Genomic DNA, 26,100 nt, shown 5'->3' on the forward strand with positions numbered 1-26,100 from the left:
ATTAGCAGCAGGTGTGCCCAAGGTTTGCTTTTTTATACTTCGGAGGGTTTCTTTTAGCTTGCAACAATCACTCTACCTATCGGTTAAACACAGAAGAAGCAGTAGATAACCCTAATAAGGGAGTTTATAAGTCGTAGAAAGTACAAACAATCAACTATGAAATTCGGAACAAAAGCCATACACGCTGGCGTGGAGCCAGATCCAAGCACGGGTGCCATTATGACGCCAATCTACCAGACTTCTACTTATGTGCAGCGTTCGCCAGGCGACCACAAAGGCTATGAGTATTCCCGCACACATAACCCAACCAGAACGCAGCTGCAAAATGCACTGGCGGCACTGGAAAACGGCAGCCACGGCCTGTGCTTCTCCTCAGGTATGGCTGCAGTGGATGCCATTATAAAGCTACTGAAGCCTGGTGATGAGGTGATCTCTACAAATGACCTGTATGGTGGTAGTTACCGCATCTTTACCAAGATCTTCCAGAACTACGGCCTCAAGTTTCATTTCACAAACATGCAGGATGTGAGCAATGTGGAGAAGCTGATCAATGAGAATACTAAGATGATTTGGTTGGAGACTCCTACCAACCCGCTGCTTAACATCATCGACATTGAGGTTTACGGACAGCTGTGCAAGAAGCATAACCTGCTTTTAGTGGCTGATAATACTTTTGCAACACCATACCTGCAGACGCCACTGGATTTAGGTGCCGATATAGTAATGCACTCGCTAACAAAGTACATGGGCGGCCACTCTGATGTGGTAATGGGGGCTGTTGTAGTGAAGGATGATGACCTGCACCAGCAATTAGCCTTTATTCAAAACTCCTGCGGTGCTACGCCTGGTCCACAGGATTGCTTCCTGGTGTTACGTGGTTTGAAAACGCTGCACTTGCGCATGGAGCGCCACTGCCAGAATGGGCGTAAAGTAGCTGAGTATCTGAGGGACCATCCGAAAGTAAGTAAAGTATACTGGCCAGGCTTTGAGGAGCACCCTAACCACGAAGTGGCTCAAAAGCAAATGAGCGACTTCGGAGGCATGGTATCGTTTGAGTTGAAAGGCGATAATGTAGAGGATGCCACCCGTCTGTTGGAGAACTTTGAGCTGTTTGCGTTGGCTGAGTCGCTAGGTGGCGTGGAGTCGCTTTGCGGCCACCCAGCTACCATGACACACGCCAGCATTCCGCGTGAGGACCGTATGAAAGCTGGCCTCAGCGATACGCTGATCCGCTTGAGCGTGGGTGTAGAAGATGCCGAAGACCTGATTGCGGACCTGGAGAAGGCAATTGGATAGTTACATAAGAACGGTGCCTGCTGGTAAAGCAGGCACCGTCTTTTTAAAGTACGCTTACAGTTTGTCTATCTTTGGCTACTCCCGCTCCGTAAGATGTTTTACTTGGGAGTTCTAAGTCTTGTGTCAAACGTCTTATGACTAATAGAATCATACTTTACCGGGAGAAGCAGCGGTTCAGGCAGTTTTGGCTGTGGGTGGTGGTGTTAGCTGTGGCATCTATCTTCTGGACAGGCTTTGTGTACCAGGTGCTGTTGGGCGGTAGCTATGGCAACAGACCAGTTTCGGATGTGCAGCTGGCTGTTTTGTTTGTGCTGGTGGGGCTGGGGCTGCCATACTTCTTCTACCGTATGTCTCTTACTACAGAAGTTCAGCCGGGGGAGGTGCGGGTGCGATTCTGGCCCTTTCACATTAAACCTGTAAAAATACCGTTGCACCTAGTCCGAGATTATGAACGCGTTACCTATAACCCAATTGTCGACTACGGAGGATGGGGTATTAAGTGGGGCTCTGAGGGTAAAGCTTTTAATATGTCGGGTAGTGAGGGAGTAAAGCTGTACTTCTACAACGAGAAGCCCCTGCTGATAGGCACGCAGCAGCCTGAAGAACTAATGTCAGCTATAAATGAGGCAAAGCGAGGAAAGAGTGATGTAGAAGCCTAGGATATTTTTCAGTGCTCTGAGAAAGGGCAATAAAAAAGCGCCGGTAGCACAGAGGCCACCGGCGCTTTTTTTATAAGGTACGAAACTAGGCTTTGATGCCCAGGATTTTGTAGATCTCAGTGAAGTCTGGAGTCAGGATGATCTCTGTACGACGGTTTTTAGCTTTCGCCTCAGCAGTACGTCCTGCGTCAACTGGCATGTAGAAAGAACGGCCAGCTGGAGTGATTCTGTCAGGAGACAGACCTTTGTCAGTCATCAGACGAGTGATCTCAGTAGCGCGCAGTACGCTCAGGTCCCAGTTGTCAGTCAGGTATTTCATACCGTTCATAACAGAAACGTCATCAGTGTGACCTTCTACCATTACACCAACTTCTTGGTTTTTCTTCAGTACACTCACCAGCTGATCGATAGCTTTTTTGCCACCTGGGTTTACTTTTGTGCTACCTGTAGGGAACAACAGCTTGTCAGACATAGAAACGTATACTTTGCCGTCTTTTACAGACACGCTCAGGTCACCTTGGTTGAAGCCTTGCAGAGCTGCATTTACTTCGTTTTTCAGGTTGTCAAGAACTTTCTGCTGCTCGTTCATGGCACGCTCCATGTCAGCAAGTTTTTGCTCACGCTCTCTCAGAGAGTTAGAAAGCTCGTCTACTTTAGCTTTAGAGGCAGCTAGTTCACGCTCCTGAGCTTCTTTACTTGCTTGCAGGTCTTCGTACTTCTTAGAGGATACGCAAGATGCCATCATGGTAGAGCACATCACAAGCGCCAGAGATGCTTTGAAGAAATTGGATTTCATGGGTGATAATTTAATTTGTTGTTTGGATAATGTTTGAGAATACTCTGCAAATATGGTAAAAGATCAGCCTGCAAACTAAGAAAACTCTATAAAAACCAATAATTTACCAGTCCTTTAAGCTCAAAAACGGAATAATCTTTGTTATATTGTATAACAGCTATATTTTCTACAAAATAATGTTTATGTAGTTAATAATCTGAGAGATAAAGTTTCCTGAGCCGTGGTTGCAGAAACCAAATTCCTATTGGCAGCAACAGAAAAAGGAAGAAAGCGCCTGCATACTCACCACCGTCTACTGTTCGCTGCTCCTCCACGCTTACCAGCGCACGTGCTGCAAAGTATACCACGTATAGGTAACAGAAAGTAGCAAATAAATGCATGGGTACTAACAAAGCCATCATGCCAAGCGGCAGTGTGCCTGCAGCCATACTATCGCGCACCACAGCTAGTGTATATACAAAGAGCAGAGTGTACAACACAATGTATATATTGCTGAGGTGAAAGTATAGCGGCGAAATTTTTATACTTGACGGTAATCGCCTAAACAGCATGCTTCCAACTTGCCAGAGCCACAAAGTATAAACCGTTGCCGGAAGAGCATCTAGTACCATGCTGCTTATGTTGCCTACTCTTACACCTAGCGTGTCAAGTAGCCAAATAAGGCCATATTGTAGCAGGAATGGAAGTATACACAGGAGCAGGAAGACCTGCCAGTGCCTTAGCCGGAAAAGGAACATGTGCATGATAGATGTATGGCTGCAAGATGAGAATTTTGTGCCGGATACGCCAAAAAGCTCTATATTTAACAATGCTTTAACTATACCCTCACCTTAAACCAAACCATGAGAAAGAGTTTATATTTTTTACTCCTGTTTCTGTTGGCTGGCTTTATGAGCCTGGCCCAGGGCAAACCCGACTACAGTAAAATTACCTTGGTGATACACGGCGGTGCCGGTACCATTACCCGCCAGAACATGACGCCGGAAAAAGAAAAAGCTTACCGCGAAAAGCTGAATGAGGCACTGCAGGTAGGATACGATGTGCTCAAAAAAGGAGGCACCAGTATGGATGCGGTAGAGGCAACCATCCATGTAATGGAGAATTCCCCGCTGTTTAATGCTGGTAAGGGAGCAGTGTTTACAAACGAAGGTAAGAACGAGCTGGATGCCGCTGTGATGGACGGTAAAACCTTGATGGCTGGCTCTGTGGCAAGTGTAACTACTATCAAGAACCCTATCACGGCTGCCCGTGCGGTTATGGAGAAGTCGGAGCACGTAATGATGATTGGCAGTGGCGCTGAACAATTTGCCAAAGTGCAGGGTATCGAGTTGGTGGATCCTTCCTACTTCCATACCGAAACGCGCTACGAACAACTACAAAAGATTAAAGACAAAGAAAAAACGCAGCTCGACCACGACGGAGGCACTAGCAGCAACGAGAACATCTTTACAGAGGGCAACAAGTTTGGCACAGTAGGCTGTGTAGCGCTGGATGCCTATGGTAACCTGGCTGCCGGTACTTCTACAGGCGGTATGACCAACAAGCGCTACGGCCGTGTGGGTGATGCTCCAATTATTGGTGCCGGTACCTATGCAGATAACAACACCTGTGCGGTATCTGCTACTGGCCACGGAGAGTACTTTATCCGTTCGGTTGTAGCACACGATATTGCTGCCCTGATGGAGTACAAAGGCTACTCTGTAAAGAAAGCTGCCGATGAGGTGGTGATGAAGAAGCTGGTTGAGCGTGGAGGCGAAGGCGGTGTGATTGCACTGGATAAAAATGGCAATATCGCTATGCCATTCAACTCAGCAGGTATGTACCGTGGCTACATCAAGAAAGGAAAAGCTGAAGTATCTATTTATAAGGATTAATCCCTGAGGCTCAAGGAACAAAAAGAAAGGGCCGGGAGCTTAAGCTCCCGGCCCTTTCCTATATGAAATGTGTCAAATCAAACGTTAATCCACTCCCAGGCCAACTGCCGCTGACTGAAGTCGAAGTACTTTACATCAGCACTGGTAAAGGGCTTAGCCATTACGGTCAGCCAGTCCACCCACTTCTGATCTCCCACCAAGGCTACTTTACTAAAGTCATAGGCGTGCTTGAGGTCAAACTTTATATCATCCCAGAGAGCTCTTAGTGTATAGTCTTCTACATCCTGCACCTCTGCATATACTCTTATTTTGCCATGCTGCTTAATCCGCTCCTTTAACACGGGCAACATCACATCATAGTCGTTACGGTCTACATTGCCAGAAATCCGGAAAGCGACCAAGTCTTCTTTAGATTGTTCGAGTAGTTGTAACATGCAGGTATAGAGTTATAGCGTTTTTCTATACGATATGAGCTGCCAAATGTTAAAACTATTTCTGTTCCAGTTGTTTAAGCTCCAACAGTAGTACCTCGTTTGTAGTTTTAATGCTCCCGTCTGCAAACCGGATCTTATAGGGTTCTCCAGTAAGGCCTGACCGCGACGCAAGCTCCTCTATAAAGCCTTGCGCCGTTTTTACATTATTCCGATGCTTCTCCCACTTCGACTCTAGGTGTTCTGCTGCCTGCCTACAGCTATGCTCGCTGCCGTTGCGGATAAACATTGCTCCTTCCATCTTTGAGACTACCTGTATCAGGTGGGCTACCTTCTGGTCTTCAGATAGCTGATTTGCACTTATTTCTGTTATCGCGAGTGTATTGGCTTGTGCAAAGCAATCTTGTGCGGAGATTATGGCGGCGCACAGGGTCAAATTCAACAGCACATAGGCCTTCATCTTGGATTTCATATTAATTTTATGATTATAGCGTTATTATTAGCATCTTTAATGCACTTAAGTTCAATCTTTAGCGTTTAGTGATTCAGCCAATTGGCTTATTTTGCAGCCACAGACAGCTTAAAGACCGCAACCGTAGTTTATGAGAAAATTAGTTTTAGCTCTAGTAACCCTACTAGTTTGCCAGCAGGCAGTTTTTGCACAACGGAACATTGAAACCCGCCTTGGCTATAGTTACAACGATGATTTTGAATTTTCGGATGAATGGCAGTACCTCTCAACCGACATCTACCTCTTTAACGGCAACCGTTTTACACGTGTTCTGAACGAACTGGAAACAGGCTCCCGTAAGCCGAAGAAGAAGTATGGCAATGTGCTGGAGTACCTCATGATTACAGCGCAGCTGAAAAACATGAAGGTGTTCGGCAATGATGACATCGTGTACCCGCTTTACAACTTTGCCATCGACCAGGACAAGAACGACTATAAAACCCAGGTGAGTGATCATCAGGAGGTGGTGCGAATTATTGATAAGATGCCGCTCGGCTCTGCGAACAATAACATTGATGCCGTTATCAATGCAAAGGCTATTACCAATGGGCAGAGCGATCAGGTGTTTAACCTGGTGGCTAACCAGCTGATGGCTATCTCTAAGTTAACCACGCCAACAGGAGCTGTTCTATCGCTGGTAGGGGAGTTTGGTAACCTGCTTAATGCCCGAGCCAGCCGCAAGGAGTATAAATTTAGTTCTACCATCCGCCTGTATGAAGGGCAGGACTTTGATACTCGTTTGCACTCGGTGCGCATCTATGTGTTTGTGCCAAACGATGTAAAGAAAGTGGATATCAAGACGGTAAAGCTTGCTGATTACCTGCAGAAGAACCCAAATAAACTGGATCGCCGCCAACTGGAAGAGATGACCGGCTACAAGGACTACCCATACATGGTAGTAGCAAACTATAAGTCGCTCTATAAAATGGATGTGCTGACAGGCGATGAGGTAACGTTGGACCTGATTGAGAAGCGCAAGCAAAAGATACAGGCTGCATACGAGCAGCAGCTGATCAATGATGAGACATTCCGTCAGGAGAAGCTGTTTATAGAGTTCTTGCGCTCGTTTGCTGACATGAAGCACAACCTGAACACATACCGTCTGAACTACCGCAACAACAGCGCGGAGATTAACTCTAAGAACCTTTTCGGTATAGTGCAGGAGTATAAGCGCCTGAAAGGCATTTATGATGCACGCGAGAAAGAGTTCTCCAAGAACAGTACTTACCAGAACATCTTCCGCTCAGAGTATGAATCTATACTCACCAATGCTGATCTGTATCTGGAGGCTGACCACAACCTGAAGAACGGAAAGCTGCTGGTAAACACCCTGCGTGAGCTGGAAAACGATCCTAAATCCTGGCAATCCCCAGAGAAGCGAGAAGCTGCCCTTGCCCGCTTATATGCTATTGAGCTGCCAAAAAAAGAGTTTCTTTCTGCCTCAGTAGAGGGGGAGGCTATTGTGCGGCTTACTCAAAAGCTGGAAGAGCGCCAGTATAATGAGGTGTTCATGAAGGATGTGCAGAATTTGGGTTCTACGGAAGCGAACGATGAAACAATGCCACAGCGCAATGCCCTGTTGGAGAAGGCTACAGCCAGCAAGTGCCAGAGCTGCCGCGAAAAGGTTCGTGAAGCAATCACAGATTACAACAAACGCTACGACATTTATAAGCTAAAGCAGGCTCTGAAGAAAAAGGAAGAGCTTAACCTGAATGCTGAGGCAACTGTGTTTAAATACCTGAAGCGCCAGCTTTGCATCGAGAGCAACCTTCAAACGGTGTCTGCTTCTACTAACGACAATCTGGACCAGTACATCAGCCGCATGCATGAGAAGAACGGCGAGCTAGGCAAATCGATAAAGATGCTTGACTCACTGAACAAGAAGGAGCTAAGCGAAGTTCGACTCGATAGGGTGCAGGAGTACAATGCACGGCTCCAGCACCAGATACAGGAGGTGGAGAAAAACTTTGACATACTTTATAATTTAGATAAAAGCATCTGTAATTGCGAAGATGCCAGCTAAGACAGCTACAACCCTCACCTGAAAGCGCTCGTTTTCAGGGGTATGGGCGAGTATTTTGACATTGTATTCGGCATACACGACAATACACTAACTTGGTGGCAAATGTCTGCAAGGGCGGTAGGGATTTTCTTTGCCGCCCTACTTATTATCCGGATAGGCAACCACCGCATCTTCGGCAAAAGCTCTGCTTTCGACATTATACTGGGTATTATCTATGGCTCCATCTTAAGTCGGGCCATAACAGGTAATGCCCCTTTCTGGCCTACTGTTACAGCAGCCTTTACTTTGGTGTTACTGCATAAAATGCTTGCCGCCTTTGCTTACCATACTAACTTTATGAGTGGCTTTATAAAAGGCCGCCCAAAGGCACTGGTTAAAAATGGTAACCTTCAGACCGAAGCTATGCGTGAGAGCAGCGTAACAGAAAATGACCTGACAGAAGCTCTCCGGATCACAGGTTGTGGCGGGGGACTTGAAAGTATAGAGAGCGCCTACCTTGAACGGAGCGGAAAAATCAGCATCATCCTTAAAAAAGAGCAGGATAACTAAACACTTTTAGCTGTAAATAGTTAAAATTATAGTTGGTATGGGATAATTCTGTTTCCTTTGTGACACAAAAAAGCAATGACTAGCTTATGAAATCAGGGAGTATACTGCTGTTGCTGTTACTTTTAATTAGCCTGAGTAGCCTTGCACAGAGTCAGGTGAAGCTGAAAGAGGTGGTGGTAAGGCCAGAACTCCGCAAGGAAGTGCTCGGTACCAAGCAGAAGAAAGCTGACTATGGGCACGGGGGAAGCAAGGAATACCCGCATTACCAAACAGCTTATCATATTCCAGCTAATGGGCAGCAAGGGTTTATCAACAGAATAGGCGTCTATATTTACCATAAACGCTCTTTCCCTGATCTTTTTAGCAAACCCAATAAGCTACAGGTTTATTTATACGCTGTTGATTCTACTGGGCAGCCTGGCGCCCCGCTGCTACCACAACCACTAGTATTCCGGCCAAAAAACAACACGTATTGGCACTGGCTCGATATTTCAGAATATAACCTGCAACTACCGGCGCAAGGTGTGTTTGCAGCCGTTAGTTGGCCGCAAGCTACGAAGCTAGACAGTGGGCCATATGTAGGCATGACAAACGAATGCGATACCTGCCCCTTTTACGTGTACCGTTTTATGACCGATGATCCGGTATGGATTGAGGTAGACCAGTCGGAGAGCCAGGGAAAAAGCCGAAGCAAAGAAGACAAGTTCAATCAGAACCTGATGGTGCGACTCGAAGTCTCTATAAAATAGCGACGGCAGCCATGGGCAGAAACAAAAAGGCCTCTCCTTATGCAGGAGAGGCCTTTTATACTTATTATCTTCAGATAATTATGCCATTTGAGCATCTAGCTTCTGAGACAGCACATTTTTAGGCACTGCGCCTACCTGCTTATCTACCACTTCGCCATTTTTGAATACCAGCAGCGTAGGAATGCTGCGGATACCAAATTTTGCAGAAGTTTGTGGGTTAGCGTCCACGTCTACTTTACCGATCACAGCTTTGCCTTCGTACTCACCAGCCAGCTCTTCTACGATCGGGCCAACCATACGGCACGGTCCGCACCACTCAGCCCAAAAGTCTACCAACACTGGTTTATCTGAATTGATGATCTCATCAAAGTTCGAGTCTGTGATTTCTATCGCTTTGTTAGCCATAACTTTATTGTTTTGTTGTGTTTCTTTCGATGGTTAAATATAATAACAATTACAGGTTTGGCAAATATGGCTCCAAACTTACCCAACCTGACAAGCTGTCTTGGTTAAGCCTAAGCAGTTTCGCTATCGCACCTGATATACTTACGACATTAACAGCCGTAGGATACTAATTGTTTGTATGAACAAATGTTGTCAATAAAAGTTTTGGATGCAAATATTTATTCCCACAGACTGCTTAATTTTTAAATGGAGGAAGGGCTCAGTGGATGATGTATGGAGCAGTTTCTTCTCGGAAGTTCATTATAAGTAGCAAAGGCAATGGTTAACTGCTGTTTTATAAGAGTTAATGCAAAATCCTAAGTCAAAGCTGGTATCGTAAGTATGGCTTTCATTTATAAACTACATACTATGAAGCACTTATCAACTTACAGCACATTGCTAGCAACCGCCTTGTTTACTTTTTCTTCCTGCGAAAAAGACGACGAGATAGATTTTAACTTTCCTGATGAAGGAAGCATGGCCTACGTTAGCAGCAACACCAGCGGCATGATTACTACACTGGATGTAGATGATGTTTCTGATATATCAATGAAGCAGAAAAATATTGCCTCCACGGATGCCGATGGTATTTACTACAACGACGACAGAGATGAGATTATTCTGGCTTCGCGCACTTACAACAGGCTGGAAATTTACCAGAAGCGCAAAAACGGATCGTTGGAGATCAAAACCACCAGCAGTTCAGACTTTAGCAATGCACGTGAAATAGCCGTTAGCGGAGATATGATTGTAGTGGCTCAGGATGCTGATCCTGTGTTAAACAACAACATGAACCGCTTCTATGTGTATGAGCGCACACCAAGCGGGATACGCTACCGCAACATGTATGATGTAAACATTAACCTGTGGGGCATCCATGCTGAGGGCAATACACTTTACGCGGTGGTCGATAACTCCAGCGACATAGTCTCTTTTGAGAATTTCTTCTCCAATCTAAATGGTATGATCGAGCCATCAAAACGCGTTACAGTGGAGGGAATTGTGAGAACACACGGTATCACGCACTCCAGCAAAGACAATAGAATGGGGCTAACAGATGTAGGTGATGGCGCCGTGGATAATGATGGTGCGGTCGTTGTAATCAGCAACTTCAGTTCAATGTTTGGCAATACAGCGAATGGCGGTACCATCATGGCTGCGGATCAGGTAAGAATTGAGGGCAGCAACACAATGCTGGGCAACCCAGTGGATGTGGCTTACAATGAGGATAACAAACACATTTATGTGGCAGAAAGAGCAAGTGAAGGAGGTAAAGTATTGATTTTCGAAATGCCAGCCTCTAACGGAAATCCAACGCCAGCCTACTCTAAAAATGTAGCAGGAGCAGCTGCCATTTATCTACACCAATAATATTTTATGAAAAAGCCCCGGCCTAATTTAGGCCGGGGCTTTTTCATAAAACTATGGTTCAGTTAGTACTATATCAGCTTACACTCTCCCAATCCCATGTCTTTAATCGAGTTCAGGAACAGTTTAGGGTCAATTCTATACTTGCGGGAGTAAGTTGGCAGCGCCAGTTTTTCATCCGGAACGTGCAGCGTAATTTCCAGACGTTTCTGACCAGCACTAGCAACAATTGCCCCTTCCAGCGCCTCAGCAAGGTTTGGTGTAAAGTGCTGCAGGTTGATGTTCAGCTGTACGCCTTGTGCCATCTTATCCATCACGTCGCCGAGCAGCTGTATGTTCTGCGGTTTCAGCTCCCATTGGTCTTCAGACTTATAACGCAGCTGCACTTTGCCTCGGATGAACAAGTACAGGCCCATCTTCAGGTAAGGCGAGAATTTTACGTAATCCTCTCCGAACAATGCCATCTGCATCGAGGTGTCGTAATCTTCAATGGTGAACAGCGCAAACGGATTGCCATTCTTCGCAGTTCGGATTACCACGTCCGTCACCATACCGGCCACGTTCACATCGCGGTTTTTATACTCCTCAATCCTATCCAACGGGCAAGTGCAGTAAGAGTCAATCTCTAACTTAAACTGGTCGAGCGGGTGGCCCGACATATAGAAACCTACGACCTCCTTCTCACGGCGAAGCATTTCAGCCTGCGTCCATACTGGTACTTCCGGTATTTTTGGCAGCGGAGCGGCCACAGCTGCACTACCGCCGAACAAGGACTGCTGCGCAGCCTGCTGCTCTGCCTGGTAGCTGTTGCCGTAGCGTACTGCTTTCTCCAGCACGCTCATACTTTCGCCTTCCGGTATATCAATCAGCTGGGCACGGTGGTACAGCTCCCACGAATCGAAGCAACCAGCCAAAGCCATACTTTCAAACGTCTTCTTGTTAACGGCACGAAGGTTAATGCGCTTGGCAAAGTCGAAGATGTCCTGGTAGAGGCCATTCTGCTCTCTTTCTGAAATAATAGCTTCCACGGCAGCTTCACCGGTACCTTTTATCGCACCCAAACCAAAACGAATCTGCCCTTGCTCGTTCACGTTGAACTTCAGCAAAGATTCATTCACGTCCGGGCCAAGTACGGCTACGCCTTGCTTGCGAGCTTCCTCGATAAAGAACGTCACCTTTTTGATGTCGTTCATGTTGTTGGTGAGCACCGCAGCCATGTACTCGGCAGGGTAGTGAGCCTTGAGGTAACCTGTCTGGTAAGCCACCACCGAGTAAGCGGCAGAGTGAGAGCGGTTGAAGCCGTACTGGGCGAACTTCTCCATCACGTCGAATACCTCCGAAGCCTTTTTCGCCGGAATGCTGTGGATTTCGGCGGCTCCTTTGATAAACTTCTCACGCTCCTCGGCCATCTTCTTCATGTCCTTCTTACCCATGGCGCGGCGCAGCAAGTCGGCACCACCCAGTGAGTATCCGGCCAGGATCTGCGCCGTCTGCATAATCTGCTCCTGGTACACCATGATACCATAAGAATAGTTGAGGATTGGCTCCAGCAGCTCGTGCGGGTATTCTACTTCCTCTTTACCATGCTTCCGGTTAATGAAGTTCGGGATGAACTGCATCGGACCCGGGCGGTAAAGGGCGTTCATAGCGATCAGGTCTTCAATATTGGTAGGCTGCAGGTCCTTGAGGTACATGCGCATACCTTCCGACTCGAACTGGAATGTACCAATTGTATCCCCACGCTGGTAAAGCTGGTACGTCTTCTCATCATCAATCGGAATGTCATCTATGTTGATATCAACACCATGGTTCTTCTTGATCAGCTCCAGTGCATCTTTGATGATGGTCAGGGTTTTCAGACCCAGGAAGTCCATCTTTAGCATGCCCGCACTTTCAATCACCTTACCGTCGAACTGTGTTACAAGCAGGTCGGCGTCCTTGGATGTTGATACCGGAATGTAGTTCGTGATATCATCTGGGGCAATGATTACACCCGCAGCGTGTATACCTGTGTTACGAACTGAGCCTTCCAGCTTCTCCGCCAGCTTAAGTACAGCTGCACGATGGTCGTTTCCTTCGCGGATGGCAGCCAGATCGAGGTTTTCCATAAAGGCCTTAGCCAAGGTAGTGCCAGGGGTGTCTGGTACCATCTTCGCTAATTCGTTCGCCTCGGCCAATGGCAAAGACGTAGAACGCGCCACGTCCTTAATAGACGATTTGGCAGCCATCGTACCGAAGGTGATGATCTGGGCTACCTGCGTTTTACCATACTTGTCTACCACGTAGTCGATCACACGCTGGCGGTTCACGTCGTCAAAGTCAATATCAATATCGGGCATTGATACACGCTCCGGGTTCAGGAATCGCTCGAACAGCAGGTTATACTTGATCGGGTCGATGTTGGTGATACCGATGCAGTAAGCTACCGCAGAACCAGCCGCCGAACCACGACCCGGACCCACAAACACGCCCATATCGCGGCCACGGTTAATAAAATCCTGCACAATAAGAAAGTAACCGGCAAAGCCCATCGTTTTGATGATGTGCAGCTCGTAGTTCAGGCGCTCCTCAGCCTCCGGCGTAATCTCGCCATAGCGTTTCTTGGCACCTTCAAAAGTAAGGTGGCGCAGGAAGTCATCAGCATCGGCATGCTCCGGGGGGATCGGGAAGTTAGGCAGCAGGATATCGCGCTTCAGCTTTGGCGGCGTGATTTTGTCTACAATTTCATTCGTGTTATCCACCGACTCCGGCACATCCTTGAACAGCTCGTTCATCTCAGCCTGAGTCTTGAAGTAGAACTGGTCGTTCGGAAAGCCGAAGCGCGTTTTCGGACCAGCCTCATCAATGCGGTTCAGCATCTGGCGGATGCTGGAGTTGTTGCTATACTTCTGACGCACGTTCTCCACAGTATCGTAGATCACCTTCTGGTCGTCCGTCAGGAAGCGGTAATATTTTGTATGGAAGTCGCCAACCGGAGTGCTTTGATCTTCGCCGGTGTTCACGCAAAGCAGGATATCGTGGGCGTTCCAATCCTCCTGATCCACATAATGCGAGTCGTTGGTGCAGATTACCTTTACGTTATACTTTGCCGCAAATTTTAGCAGCACCTGGTTCACATCCTCCTGGCTCTTGCCGGTACCGTCGATGTTCATCAGGCCGTGGCGCTGCAGCTCTACATAGTAATCCTCACCAAACACATCCAACCACCACTTAAAGATTTCTTCGGCCTCTTCCTCGCTTTTCCAGAGTATGGCTTGCGGCACCTCAGCACCAATACAGCAGCTGGTCGCGATCAGGCCTTTGCTATACTTCAGCAGCAGCTCTTTATCAATACGCGGCCATTTGCTGTACATGCCCTCAATGTAAGACATAGAGCAGAGCTTGGCCAGGTTCTGGTAACCTTCCTGATCTTTGGCAAGCAGGAGCTGGTGATGGCGCACGTCTTTTACCTCTTTGCTGAAGGTTTTCTGATGGCGGTCCTGTACCAGGTAAAACTCGCAGCCCACGATCGGTTTCACGTTATACTTGTTGGCCTCATTCACGAAGTTGAAGGCAGCGAACATGTTTCCGTGGTCGGTCATGGCAACGGCTGGCATACCATCGGCCTGCGCCTTTTTCATGAGCGCGCCAATGCTGGCCTGGCCGTCGAGCAGCGAGTACTGTGTATGCGTGTGTAAATGCGAAAAAACAGGCATTTATGTGGAGTTATGAATTACGAATGAAGAATTTAGAATGACTTTTCTGATAGAGCGTATCTATACTTTCAAACCATTTTCGGGATGTTAAAATTACGGAAATTAGGGTGGCTCCCCAAACCCAAAGCAGCCTTTGCTGTAACAAATATGTGGAAGGATTAATCCCGGCTTAAAAGGAGATTTGTAGAAAAATTAGGGTAGAGTAAAGTATAACTATTAAACTTGACCAACTCGTAAGTATAGGCCTGTGCTGAAGGAGGTGCAGCAGCATAATAATCTATGGCATCAGTAGGAAAATTGAGTGGAATGTTTCGGGCTCTGAGCTCGCGTAATTACAGGTTGTTCTTTGTGGGGCAGGGTATCTCGCTGATCGGTACTTGGATGCAGCAGATTGCCTTGAGCTGGCTGGTGTACCGCCTCACTGATTCCGTTTTTCTGCTGGGCGCTGTTACCTTCTCCAGCCAAATACCTTCTTTCCTGCTTGGCCCTTTTGCCGGGGTGCTGGCCGATAAGTTTAACCGGCACAAGGTACTGCTTATTACACAGGCGCTCTCCATGCTGCAAGCCTCCACACTGGCGGCACTGGTGCTCACAGGCAACATTGAAATTTGGCATGTACTGGCCCTTAGTGCATTTCTAGGTACAATCAACGGCTTTGATATAGCTACCCGGCAGGCTTTTGTGGTAGAGATGGTGGAGCGAAGAGAAGACCTAAGCAACGCCATAGCACTTAACTCGTCCCTGTTCAACATGGCCAGGCTGGTGGGGCCTACCATTGCCGGTTTGTTGATTGCAGCCGTGGGGGAGGGCCTGTGTATTTTGATAAATGCCGTCAGCTACATCGCCGTGCTGGCATCGCTGTTGCTCATGCGCCTGAAGCCTTTTGAGCGGGTACAGCAGGAGCGTAAGGTATGGCAGTCACTTAAAGACGGATTTCGATATGCCTTCGGATTTCCGCCTATTCGAGCTTTAATTATTATTGTGGCCTTGCTCAGCCTGTTCGGGATGCCGTTTACAGTGTTGTTACCTGTTTTTGCCAGAGATATTCTGTACGGCGGTGCCAATACGCTAGGTTACCTGATGGGGGCTTCTGGTTTTGGGGCTTTAAGTGGTGCACTATTCCTGGCACAGCGGAAATCTGTGATAGGGCTTGGCAAGGTGATTATCTGCACGATGTTAATCTTTGGGCTGGCCCTTATCGCCTTCTCTTTTTCCAAAATGCTGCTGCTCTCGCTGGTGTTAATGCTCTTCAGTGGCTTTGGCATGATTGTGACCATGGCCTCGTGCAACACGCTGCTGCAGACGCTAGTGGATGATGACAAGCGTGGCCGCGTGATGAGCCTTTACTCCACGGCCTTTATGGGTATGGCTCCAATTGGCAGCATGCTGGCTGGTTCGGTGGCAGAGCAGATTGGAGTCGGGTATACTTTGGCAGGCTGTGGGTTGCTTTGCGCTGTAAGTATTATACCTTTTGCTGTAAACCGACCTAAGCTCCGCCGCATGGTGCAGCCCATCTACGAGCGCCTTGGCATTGTGCCGGAGATAGCCACTGGCTTGCAAAGTGCCTCCAACTTAACCGCTCCGCCGGAGGAACGGTAAAAATCTCTGCTGTCTCTCCTGCTGTACATAGTATAAAGAGTGGTGTCTGGGTATAAACACAAAAGCAGCTCTGTTTTCACGAAGCTGCTTTTGTGTTGGTTTAAAAATAAGTCTTGTTATCTCTTGATCAGGAGCTTTTCGCCAACACTTACCGAGAAGTCAGGCTTGTTGTTCCACTCCATGATGTCTTTGATCGTTACATTATACTTCCTGGAGATCTGGTACATGCTCTCGCCGGAAGCTACGGTGTGGTGAACGGTGCCGCTTGCTTTGTTGCCTGCTGGAGCGGCTTCCGTAGCTGTCGGTGTAGCAGGAGCTTTCACGCGCAGTTCCTGACCTAGCTTAAGGTTGCTGTCAGTCAGGCTGTTCCACTGGCACAACTGGTCCAGCGTCACATTATACCTCTTGGAAAGCTGGTAGAGCGTTTCTCCTGCTGCTACAGTATGGTAAGCGTTGCTGGTGCTGAGCATTGTAGCTGGTACTTCCTCCGGGTCCTCAGTAAAAGGGGAGGCTGAAGGCTGCTGCAGAGGCTCTGCGATCACTAGCTCCTGTCCTAACTTTAGAGGAGAGTCTCCTAAGGTGTTCCAAGCAATCAGGTCGTTTACTGTTACGGCATATAGCCTGGAAATACCATACAGCGTCTCGCCCTGTTTAACAACATGCGTAGTAGTGTTAGCCTCAGCTTTTGATGCTTGCGCAGGAGCAGTTGCGGCTGCAGGCTTGGAAGCAGGAGCTGGAGTGAATGGTTCTTCTTCAACTTCCTCTTCCATATTAATTGGAGAAGTAGTTTCGGCGGCAGTAGCAGGCTTGCTGGTGTTGGTCTTACTTGTGCCCGGGTAAAGGGCAGTGTTTGACTTAGTTGGAGCTGGAGCCTGTGTAGTAGGAGCCTCCTCCTCAAAGTCTGGCTCATCTTCTAGTACCTCTTCTTCCTCAACAGGTGCCGTGGCTACAGTCTTGGTCGATGAGGTTCTGCTGCTATTGTTAGACTCCTGTTGCTGATCTCCCTTCAGGCTTTCGATAAAGCGGGTAAAAATATTATCTTTTTTAGGAGCAGAAGAAGCCTCCTGATCAGTTACTGGCTCATAGTTTTGCTTTGAGGCAGTAGCTACATTTTGCTTTTTCAGGTCACGTACTTCAACCGGGGTATGGCCTGGGCGGCGTTTCTGTAGCCACAGTACACGTCCTGGTACAGGCACTTCGTTGCGCTTCATGCGGTTTTTAAACAACAGGTAGTTAAGGCGCATACCGTAGTGCTGCGAAATCATCTGCATGGTTTCGCCTGGCTGCACTACATGGTACTCTGCATCTGCGCTTGTTTTCTTTTTTTCGATGTAGTAAGCAGTACCAGCCTCAATTTTGTCGAAGCTGTGCATGTCGTTATATTTCAAAAATTTGCGGGTAGACAGACCAGCCTGAAGCGCCAGCTTGTCTTTTGTATCGCTTTCTCGGGCTACAAGAGCATTCAGGTTATTACGCTTTACCAGAGCTGCAGAGGCTTTGCTTGAGCTCGTTTGGCGCGGGGCTGTTTTTTGAGGTTCAGCAGAAGCGATCAGACCGGGTTCATTGCCATTGCTATTGCGAACAGGAATCATCACGTAGTAATCCTTGTCTGATGGAATTGTGTTGCCCAACAGCCACTTGTTATACTTTTCCAGTTCGCTGTAGTCTGTTTTTGTGGCTACGGCAATTTCTGAAAGGCTCTGTCCCGGGTTAGCACGCAGCTCGCGCAGCGATATAGCCGGAGGATTGGCTTTACCTACATAAGCATCGTAGGCAACCTTGTGCGCCAGGAAAGTGATGATATATTCGTTCGTCTCCTCCGTTATATCCATTTTGGTGGCACCATGGTCTGTAGCTTTGGTATAAGCTTTGGCACCTGAGTAGCCCAGGTAATAAGACAACAGTGTGTTTATCCAGTTATTGTAGTAGTTATTGCTGCGCTTAAAGTATTTAGCGGCACCACGGCTAGCCTCTACGATGTGGCGGCGCTCATCTACTACGCGGTCCATGCGCAGGTTAAAGTCCATTGCAGCCTCTCGCTTAAACTGCCAATAACCAACCGCATTAGAAGTAGAAACGGCATCACCTATCAAACCACTCTCCTGAAGCGCGAGGTACTTGAAGTCATCAGGAACTCCTTCTTCTTTAAACACACGCTCAATGATCGGGAAGTAAGCATCCGCCAAGTCTACTTTAATCTGGAAGTATGCCTGGCTGCGTTGCAGGGCGTCTACTTTCTTTTGTATCTCGGCCTGGGCCCTGTCCGAAATCTTCAAATGGATGTCGGCAAAGTAGATGTTGTTTGGTACAGTAACTCCCTGTGCCAATACCAGCAATGGCAGAAGCAGGAGGATCAGAAATGTGGTAAAGGTTTTACTCATGGCGAGCTGCGCTAGATTTTGGCTAAAGTGTAAAGAGGCTCTACTTTCTGTTGAGTTAAGCATAGATAAATAGCTCTATGTTAATATCTTCAGATTATAATATAGCTAATGCAAAATTAACGGAAAAAGCTTCGTATTTAATAACGACTCACTAAGTTCCTCATTATTTTTTGCAGCTAAAAAGTATAAAATTTCTCTTACAGGATATGACGTAATAGCTAAGCCACAGAAGGATAGAAAGTTAAGCTTAAAGGGGAGGTAGGGGAGAAGAAAAGAGGCCCTTCAGTAAGGGCCTCTATAAGTTGTTTATTTTTTTCTGGCTATCATCAATCCGTCGCGCACAGGCAACAAAATATTCTCTACACGCTCATCCTGATGCACATACAAGTTGAAGTCCAGGACGGCTTTGGTGTCTTCATCCAGCTTCTTTCGGTACTTCTCCAGCACCTTGCCACTCCAAAGCACGTTGTCGGCGATAATGTAGCCGCCCGGGCGTACTTTGTCCACCACCATGTCGTAGTAACGAGCATAGTTAATCTTATCTGCATCGATAAAAACAAGGTCGAACTCTTCATTGATGGTAGGCACGATCTCCAGCGCATTGCCAATGTACAGCTTTATACTCTCGCCGTAGCCTGACTCGTCAAAATAACCACGCACCCGCTCCTCCAGCTCCTCATTTATATCTACTGTATGAAGCGTGCCACCCGGCTGCAACCCCTCAACCATGCAAAGGGCTGAGTAGCCTGTGTAGGTACCGATTTCCAGGATTTGCTTTGGCTGTATCATCTTGGCGTAAAGCGAAAGCAGCCGGCCCTGCAGGTGCCCCGACAGCATGCGAGGTTTCATCACGCTTAGGTGCGTCTGGCGGTTTATCTTGTGCAGCAGCTCACTTTCAGGCGAGGTATGATCTTCAGAGTAGCGCAGCAGTTCTTCGTCTATAAATTCCATAGTTTTTGGTGGTTGGATACATTATAGTCTAACAGTCAGCTAATTTAGCAATTAGCTTGGCACGTAGTTCAGAAAGCTCATCTGTTCTTCGCGCAGTACATCATTGGCAATGTCGATAAGATCTGTCGCCGTAATGCTCCTGATCTTGTCGAAGATCTCGTTTAGCGACTCTACTTTGTCCTGATCAAGTATACTCTTACCAAGCATCATCATTAGGCCCATGTTACTTTCTTCAGCCATTGCCAGCTGGCCCATCAACTGCTCTTTGGCTGTATGCAACTGCAGGGAGCCAAGTGGCTTCTCGCGTAGCTTTCTAAGCTCCTTCAGCACCAGTGTGGTAGTCCGCTTCAGTTGTTTTTTCTCTGTGCCAAAGTATATGCTCAAAAGGCCAGTATCGATGTATGTGGCGTAGTTAGAGTCGATGGTGTATACCAACCCATGCTTCTCGCGCACTGCCAGGTTCAGGCGGGAGTTCATGCCAGGGCCACCTAACAGGTTGTTCAGCATAAAGAAAGGGATGCGGCGGTCGTCGGAAAGAGGATAAGCCGGGCAACCAATTACACAGTGTGCCTGCGAAATAGGCTTCTCAATGGTTACATTCTTAGGCACGTATCCGGTGAAAGGAATTCGCACACGCTGCTTCTGTATTGTTGGTACATCGCTGAGGTACTTTTCGGCTAGCTTTACCACCTTCTCGAAAGGCAGGTTGCTTACCGAACAGAATACCAAGGCATCGGTGCTGAGGTTCCGGTCCAGGAAACCCAGAAAATCCTGTTTCTGAAAGCCGGACACACTTTCTTTTGTGCCAAGTATGTTGTTGCCAAGCGAATGACCCTCATAAACCACAGCATCAAACTCATCTACTATGGCCTCTTCTGGTGTGTCGAGGTACATCGACATCTCCTCTAATATTACGCCGCGCTCTTTTTCGATTTCCCGCTCCGGAAAAACAGAGTGAAACGTAATATCTGTCAGTAATTCAAAAGATTTCTCGAAATGCTTGTCCAGCACAGAGCTGTAAAAGCAAATCTTCTCTTTTGTGGTATAAGCATTTAATTCTCCGCCCACTGACTCCAGGCGGTTAAGGATGTGGAACGATTTGCGTTTTTGGGTGCCTTTGAAAGCCATGTGCTCCCAGAAGTGGGCCAGGCCCTGCTCCTGCGGTAGCTCATCACGGCTGCCAATGTCCATCACGAAGCCACTGTGGGCTATCTTGGTGTGCAGCACCTGCTTGTGTACAATTCGTATCCCGTTAGGTAAAGTATGGATATGATAATCAGGCATTCAATTCTAAAATTAGCCTGCAAAGGTACGGAAAAAGTACCGGATATTAAGGTGCGTGAGGTATGTTGTTAGGTTTACATGTAGTATAGCCGCTGCCTTAGCCAAAACAGCGCAGCAACTACTTCAGGAAGAGCAAAGGCCTCTGTACTAGGAGGTGGCGTTTTAATTTTTTTTCTCCCTGCCTCCCACGTTAATCACAAAACCAACAGCAAACACCGAATAGGCTGCTGTAAGTGTATCGCGGTTCTTAAGGCCGATGGTGGTACCGCTGGTATACTGCAGCTGCACTGACGGATTTAATGTGAGGCGGGTGTAGAAGATGGGTTCCAGGAAGATATTATCCTCCAACTCCCCCGGCACATTATTAACAGCATAATCGTGCATGTTAAGGTAACTTGCGCGGAGGGCAGTGCCATAATTCAACGGAAACTCCCTGTTCAGCAACCGCAGCGACTTTTTGCGCTTGGAAGTGAAGTTTACCTGCAGAAAATATTTGCTGAAGTTCGCATCGTAGCGTTCGTAGGTCATGACGCCTGTTTCCTTGTTTTCTTCTTTTTCTGTGCGCTCAGAGCTGCCTCCGCCAAAACCAGCGTAAATTTCTAGTATGCGATTATCTTCAGGACCAAAAGTTGTAAAGTAGCCACCGGCAGCTTCCAGCAGGTTATGGCGCAAATCCCGTTTACGGCGCTCGCTGCTCAGCATAGAACCATTCAACAGTACACCGAAATGGTCAGACACGGCATAGGCGGTGTTAAAAGTAATATTGCCTTTAGGTGTAACGTGGCCGCCAGCGCTCAATTCTCCCTTCTTGGTGAACATAGGTACGTTGGGCACATTAGGCATATAAGCAGAAGTGCCGCAACCAGCCAACACCAGGGGCAAAGCCAGAAGCAGCGCAAATTGTTTTATACTTTTATTTAAAGAGAAGGCGGTAAAGGGTGTATTCATAAAATTATATTCTGCGCAGCATAGTATGCCAACTTAGGCAAAGTAGGCAGTAATTACAAGCAAGCTTTGATAGATTTAGTGAAATATTCTGATTTTTAAGTTAAAAGCCTCAGGTACCTGTTGCATTTTTAACTAAAGGCACTTTGGCGTAGCTTTGCCTGTGCAGACACATAGGCACAATGAAAATACTGATCATACAAACGGCTTTTCTGGGAGATGTAGTATTGGCAACAGCATTGGTAGAAAAGCTGCATACTTTTTACCCGGAGGCTCAGCTTGACTTTCTGCTGCGTAAAGGTAACGAGGGGTTGCTGAAAGATCACCCGCTGCTGCGCCAGGTGCTGATCTGGAACAAGCAGGAAGGCAAGTATAAAAGTCTGATGCGGCTGCTCTCGCAAATCAGGGCTGAGAAGTATGACCTGGTTGTAAATGTGCAGCGTTTCGGCGCCACCGGCTTCCTGACAGCCTTTTCAGGTGCCAAAGAAACCGTTGGCTTTGAGAAAAATCCGTTTTCCCGCCTCTTTACCCGCCGCTATGTGCACGATGTAAAGTCTGGTACGCATGAGGTGGAGCGCAACAACATGCTCATCCAAAGTATAACAAACGCCATTCCGGCCAAGCCAAAGCTGTACCCTGGCCAGACAGATTTTGCCAAAGTAGAGCAGTGGAAGCAGGAGCCGTTCGTTTGCATGGCCCCAACCTCAGTGTGGTTTACGAAGCAGTACCCGCAGGAGCAGTGGGTAACACTCATCAACAGTATCGACCCAAAGTATAAAATATACCTGCTGGGCTCACCTGCCGATAAGCAGCACTGTGAGGAGATCATGGCTCAAAGCACAAGCACTAGGGTGGAGAACCTGTGCGGGCAGCTAAACCTGCTGCAGTCTGCCGCGCTGATGCGTGATGCTGTATTGAACTATGTGAACGACTCGGGCCCAATGCACTTGGCATCAGCTCTGAATGCTCCTACCTGTGCCATCTACTGCTCTACGGTGCAGCGCTTTGGCTTTGGCCCGTTGGCTGATTTTGCCGAGGTGGTGGAGCGGGAAGGGCCGCTGTACTGCCGCCCCTGTGGCTTGCATGGCTACAAAGCTTGTCCTGAGGGCCACTTTAAATGTGCCCGTGAGATACGAAACGAACAGTTGCTGGCGGTGTTGGAGAAAGCTGCAGCAGTAGCATAAGCAACTATAGGAGGAAGGGTAAGCACAGCCAAAGCTGATTTTATACTTAGGCAGCGTTTTACCACGTTGGAGTAGCAAGGCGGCGTGAAGTTGCCCGATCTGCAGCTTTATGCTAACTTTAATAGTGCAAATTACATCTACCTTAACCTTTTCAAAATAAAACTCATGAAATACCTCCCGATAGGACAGGAGCTTTTTGTGCGCAACCGCCACAACTTTATAAAACAGCTTAAACCTTCGTCCATCGCTATTTTTCATTCTAATGATATGATGCCAACCAATGCCGACGGTACTATGCCGTTCCGGCAAAACAGCGACCTGTTTTACCTGTCAGGTGTAGACCAGGAGGAGAGTATACTTGTGCTCTTCCCGGATTGCAAGGATGAACGCATGAAAGAGCTGTTGTTCATACGCGAAACCAACGACCACATCCTGACTTGGGAGGGATATAAACTAACTAAGGAGCAGGCACGGGAGACTTCAGGCATCAAGACTGTTTACTGGACACACCAATTTGATCAAGTGCTGAATCTGCTGGCATTTGAGGCAGAACACCTTTACCTGAACACAAACGAGCACCTGCGTGCCGTAGTAGAGGTGGAAACCCGCGATGCTCGCTTCATCAAAACTATAAAAGAACGTTATCCGCTGCACAGGTACGAGCGGAGCGCCCCAATTATGCACCACTTGCGGGCTATTAAGTCTGAGCGTGAAATAGAGCTGATCCAGAAAGCATGCGATATTACTGATAAAGCATTCCGCAGGCTGCTAAGTTTTATAAAGCCAGGTGTAATGGAGTATGAGATTGAGGCGGAGATTTACCACGAATTCCTGCGCAACCGTTCCAAAGGGCCGGCTTATGAGTCTATTATTGCCTCAGGCGAAAATGCCTGTATCCTGCATTATGTAGATAACAACCGGGAGTGCAAAGACGGAGACCTTGTGTTGATGGACTTCGGGGCGGAATATGCCAACTATGCAGCAGACCTTACGCGCACGGTGCCAGTTAACGGTAAGTTTACGAAGCGACAGCGCGAAGTATATAATTCGGTGCTGACTGTAATGAAAACAGCGGTACAAATGCTGGTGCCGGGGAACACGCTGGACCAGTACCACAAGTTTGTTGGTACCCTGATGGAGAACGAGCTGATAAAACTGGGCTTGCTCAATGAGGGCGATGTGCGTAACCAGGACCCTGAAAAGCCGCTGTATAAAAAGTACTTTATGCATGGCACTTCACACCACCTCGGGCTGGATGTACACGATGTTGGCAACAAGTTCAGGCCTTTTGAGGAGGGGATGGTGTTTACCTGTGAGCCCGGAATCTATATTCGGGAAGAAGGGATTGGAGTACGCCTGGAGAACGATATCCTCATCACCCACAACGGGCCAAAGGACCTAATGCAGAATATCCCTATAGAGGCCGACGACATTGAGCAACTGATGAAAAAATAAGCATACCGGAAGTACCGTATGCACAATGCATGGAAAAGGCTGCAGGATAAATTCCTGCAGCCTTTTTTGTTGTGCTTACATCAAAAAAAAGTCCCTTGCATCAAAATAATTTTTGGCATAAAACCTTGCGCTACAGTTTCAGTTTGAAGTATAAACTATGTGCTTGGTAGAACCATCATCGAGAAAACCAGTACAATTTACCAAGTGGAGCACAATGTGTTATGTTCAACCGGTTATTTAAGATGCCTATGGACGAACATTTTCTCTTTATGAAATGGCATGGTAGGAAGCCTCTGAGGTTTCCTGAAACGAGGGGATTTTTTAAGTATAAAATAAACTCGTTTCAAAACATGCACGTATTGTCATATCAACATATATTTTGTAGAATCATGCAAACACATTTATCGAAAATTTGTAGACTAGCTTTCGCACTCGCGTTCCTGCTTATGGCAGGGCCCGATGTTTTTGCGCAAAGCTCCGACCAAAAAACAAACCTGCAGATATACGGAAGTGCCTTACAGTATAAAGGTGACATTACAGGCGACGATGAGTTCGGCGACCTGGAGTGGGGCGGAGGTATATCGCTAAACCGCTACCTAAGCCCTTCTTTTGATGCAGGTTTGCATCTGACCTACGGTAGCACAGAGGATACAGGTATTGGCTCTATGGCTGGTAGCATGTTTGATGCTCAAATGGGTACAGCAATGCTGGGTCTGCGCCTGAAAATGTATGGTACCATCCTGAAAGAGGATGCCTTTATAGGTCCATACCTTCAGATTGCGGGTGGTGGTGCCTGGGCTAAAACAGATGCGACCCGTGCCGATGGTACAATGCAGCAAGACGACAAGTTCTTTACTACAGCGGCCAGAGGTGGTGCCGGTATCCGTTTCCGTTTCTCTGATGCGGTAAGCGCTTTTGTGGAAACCAACTACATGATCATCGGCCAAGATAAAATCGATGGCTATGATGTAGGCGACAACGACCGCTTCCTGATGCATAACGTGGGCCTTGGTTTTAACCTGGGTAAAGCAAAAGACACTGACGGCGACGGTGTGCCAGACAGACGCGACGACTGCCCTGACACTCCAACTGGCGTGCAGGTAGACAAGAGAGGTTGCCCTGTTGATACTGATGGCGACGGTGTGCCTGACTACCAGGATGAGTGCCCGTCTGAGGCTGGTGTAGCTAACTTGAATGGTTGCCCTGACCGCGACGGTGACGGTGTGGCTGACAAGAATGATCAGTGCCCTGATGAGGCTGGTACTGCCGCTACAAACGGTTGCCCTGACTCTGACAACGATGGTGTAGCTGATGCACAGGATAAGTGCCCTGACACACCAGCTGGCGTACAAGTTGGCCCAGATGGTTGCCCTGTAGACTCTGACGGTGATGGTGTTCCTGATAACGAGGATGCCTGCCCTAACTCTGCCGGTACTGCTGAAACAAAAGGCTGCCCTGAGCTAGATGAAGCCACGCTGAAACTGATCGAAGAGAAAGTACGCTTTGAGTTCGACAGAGCTAGAGTACAGGATAGCTATAAGCAGCTGCTAGACAGCATTACTGTAGCGCTGCAGAAATACCCAGACCACGTACTGTTGATCAAAGGTCACGCTGACCACATCGGTTCTGAAGAGTACAACCAAGCGCTGTCTGAGCGCAGAGCCGAAGCTGTGAAAGAATATCTGATCCAGCAAGGTGTTCAGAACCCTGATCGACTGGTAACAAAAGGTTACGGTGAAACTCAGCCACTTGTAAAAGTAAACGAGCGCCTGTCTAGACGTAGAACTGAGAAACAACGTGCCCAAAACAGAAGGGTAGGTTTCGAGATGAATACGCCGGACATGCAGTTGAATATGGAATAATAAATCTGAGATAACACAAATCGAAAAGCGCCACAGGCAGATGC

The 26,100-nt window shown here is 47.6% G+C and carries 21 protein-coding genes; 11 read left to right on the forward strand and 10 right to left on the reverse strand.

The genetic code is table 11. The features are described from left to right. Positions 1-126: 126 nt before the first annotated feature. A complete protein-coding gene (locus tag PKOR_RS09505; RefSeq protein WP_262501867.1) occupies positions 127-1,296 on the forward strand; it encodes a cystathionine gamma-synthase in 1,170 nt (389 codons plus the stop codon). A 134-nt stretch (positions 1,297-1,430) separates the two neighbouring features. Beyond that, positions 1,431-1,955 carry a DUF6141 family protein gene (locus PKOR_RS09510; protein WP_046310358.1) on the forward strand — a complete coding sequence of 175 codons (525 nt, stop codon included), beginning with the start codon at positions 1,431-1,433 and terminating at the stop codon, positions 1,953-1,955. An 85-nt stretch (positions 1,956-2,040) separates the two neighbouring features. Here the strand turns inward: PKOR_RS09510 and PKOR_RS09515 are convergent, their stop codons facing one another. After that, the gene (locus tag PKOR_RS09515; RefSeq protein ID WP_046310360.1) at positions 2,041-2,751 is read right to left on the reverse strand and encodes an OmpA/MotB family protein; all 711 of its coding nucleotides are present in this window, start codon (positions 2,749-2,751) and stop codon (positions 2,041-2,043) included. A gap of 188 nt (positions 2,752-2,939) precedes the next feature. Next, positions 2,940-3,494, reverse strand: coding sequence for a hypothetical protein (locus PKOR_RS09520; RefSeq protein WP_046310362.1), 555 nt, complete (start codon positions 3,492-3,494; stop codon positions 2,940-2,942). Positions 3,495-3,593: 99 nt separating this feature from the next. On the opposite strand from PKOR_RS09520, the gene PKOR_RS09525 reads away from it, so the two are divergent. Next, the gene (locus PKOR_RS09525; protein WP_046310364.1) at positions 3,594-4,625 is read left to right on the forward strand and encodes an isoaspartyl peptidase/L-asparaginase family protein; all 1,032 of its coding nucleotides are present in this window, start codon (positions 3,594-3,596) and stop codon (positions 4,623-4,625) included. A 77-nt stretch (positions 4,626-4,702) separates the two neighbouring features. Here PKOR_RS09525 and PKOR_RS09530 read toward each other — a convergent pair whose 3' ends face one another. Both PKOR_RS09530 and PKOR_RS09535 read right to left on the reverse strand, forming a co-directional pair. Continuing rightward, positions 4,703-5,059 carry a SpoIIAA family protein gene (locus tag PKOR_RS09530; protein WP_046310365.1) on the reverse strand — a complete coding sequence of 119 codons (357 nt, stop codon included), beginning with the start codon at positions 5,057-5,059 and terminating at the stop codon, positions 4,703-4,705. Positions 5,060-5,114: 55 nt separating this feature from the next. Next, a complete protein-coding gene (locus PKOR_RS09535) occupies positions 5,115-5,528 on the reverse strand; it encodes a DUF5329 family protein (protein WP_052738793.1) in 414 nt (137 codons plus the stop codon). 130 nt (positions 5,529-5,658) lie between these two features. Here PKOR_RS09535 and PKOR_RS09540 point away from each other — a divergent pair, with 130 nt between their 5' ends. From PKOR_RS09540 to PKOR_RS09550, 3 genes are all read left to right on the forward strand, one after another. Then, entirely contained in the window at positions 5,659-7,590 is a 1,932-nt protein-coding gene (locus PKOR_RS09540) for a hypothetical protein (RefSeq protein ID WP_046310367.1), read from the forward strand. A 42-nt stretch (positions 7,591-7,632) separates the two neighbouring features. Further along, positions 7,633-8,139: a DUF421 domain-containing protein gene (locus PKOR_RS09545; RefSeq protein WP_046310369.1), complete on the forward strand. Its 507-nt coding sequence runs from the start codon at positions 7,633-7,635 to the stop codon at positions 8,137-8,139. 86 nt (positions 8,140-8,225) lie between these two features. Continuing rightward, on the forward strand, positions 8,226-8,888 hold the full coding sequence (locus tag PKOR_RS09550) for a hypothetical protein (protein ID WP_046310370.1): 663 nt from the start codon (positions 8,226-8,228) through the stop codon (positions 8,886-8,888). A 78-nt stretch (positions 8,889-8,966) separates the two neighbouring features. Here the strand turns inward: PKOR_RS09550 and trxA are convergent, their stop codons facing one another. Continuing rightward, a complete protein-coding gene (gene trxA, locus PKOR_RS09555; RefSeq protein ID WP_046310372.1) occupies positions 8,967-9,293 on the reverse strand; it encodes a thioredoxin in 327 nt (108 codons plus the stop codon). A gap of 408 nt (positions 9,294-9,701) precedes the next feature. Between trxA and PKOR_RS09560 the strand changes: the two genes are divergently transcribed. Then, entirely contained in the window at positions 9,702-10,703 is a 1,002-nt protein-coding gene (locus tag PKOR_RS09560; protein WP_046314318.1) for a hypothetical protein, read from the forward strand. Positions 10,704-10,771: 68 nt separating this feature from the next. On the opposite strand, the gene dnaE is transcribed toward PKOR_RS09560, so the two are convergent. Next, positions 10,772-14,395, reverse strand: coding sequence for a DNA polymerase III subunit alpha (gene dnaE / locus PKOR_RS09565; protein WP_046310374.1), 3,624 nt, complete (start codon positions 14,393-14,395; stop codon positions 10,772-10,774). 279 nt (positions 14,396-14,674) lie between these two features. On the opposite strand from dnaE, the gene PKOR_RS09570 reads away from it, so the two are divergent. Next, on the forward strand, positions 14,675-15,994 hold the full coding sequence (locus tag PKOR_RS09570; protein ID WP_046310375.1) for an MFS transporter: 1,320 nt from the start codon (positions 14,675-14,677) through the stop codon (positions 15,992-15,994). A gap of 116 nt (positions 15,995-16,110) precedes the next feature. Here the strand turns inward: PKOR_RS09570 and PKOR_RS09575 are convergent, their stop codons facing one another. The 4 genes from PKOR_RS09575 to PKOR_RS09590 all read right to left on the reverse strand — a co-directional run bounded on the left by PKOR_RS09575 (position 16,111) and on the right by PKOR_RS09590 (position 21,558). After that, positions 16,111-18,375 (reverse strand): LysM peptidoglycan-binding domain-containing protein, encoded by a 2,265-nt coding sequence (locus tag PKOR_RS09575; RefSeq protein WP_046310377.1) that lies wholly within the window; start codon positions 18,373-18,375, stop codon positions 16,111-16,113. 306 nt (positions 18,376-18,681) lie between these two features. Continuing rightward, entirely contained in the window at positions 18,682-19,326 is a 645-nt protein-coding gene (locus tag PKOR_RS09580) for an O-methyltransferase (RefSeq protein ID WP_046310378.1), read from the reverse strand. Positions 19,327-19,377: 51 nt separating this feature from the next. Continuing rightward, positions 19,378-20,610, reverse strand: a complete 1,233-nt coding sequence (locus PKOR_RS09585; RefSeq protein WP_046310380.1) for a M16 family metallopeptidase — start codon at positions 20,608-20,610, stop codon at positions 19,378-19,380. A 162-nt stretch (positions 20,611-20,772) separates the two neighbouring features. After that, the gene (locus tag PKOR_RS09590) at positions 20,773-21,558 is read right to left on the reverse strand and encodes a hypothetical protein (RefSeq protein ID WP_052738795.1); all 786 of its coding nucleotides are present in this window, start codon (positions 21,556-21,558) and stop codon (positions 20,773-20,775) included. A 179-nt stretch (positions 21,559-21,737) separates the two neighbouring features. Between PKOR_RS09590 and PKOR_RS09595 the strand changes: the two genes are divergently transcribed. From PKOR_RS09595 to PKOR_RS09605, 3 genes are all read left to right on the forward strand, one after another. Beyond that, a complete protein-coding gene (locus PKOR_RS09595) occupies positions 21,738-22,739 on the forward strand; it encodes a glycosyltransferase family 9 protein (RefSeq protein WP_046310381.1) in 1,002 nt (333 codons plus the stop codon). A gap of 165 nt (positions 22,740-22,904) precedes the next feature. Then, positions 22,905-24,194 carry an aminopeptidase P N-terminal domain-containing protein gene (locus tag PKOR_RS09600; protein ID WP_046314321.1) on the forward strand — a complete coding sequence of 430 codons (1,290 nt, stop codon included), beginning with the start codon at positions 22,905-22,907 and terminating at the stop codon, positions 24,192-24,194. A 389-nt stretch (positions 24,195-24,583) separates the two neighbouring features. Then, positions 24,584-26,056 (forward strand): OmpA family protein, encoded by a 1,473-nt coding sequence (locus PKOR_RS09605; RefSeq protein WP_262501857.1) that lies wholly within the window; start codon positions 24,584-24,586, stop codon positions 26,054-26,056. The last annotated feature ends 44 nt before the right edge of the window (positions 26,057-26,100 follow it).

The sequence above is a fragment of the Pontibacter korlensis genome, from assembly GCF_000973725.1.
GTDB lineage: Bacteria > Bacteroidota > Bacteroidia > Cytophagales > Hymenobacteraceae > Pontibacter > Pontibacter korlensis.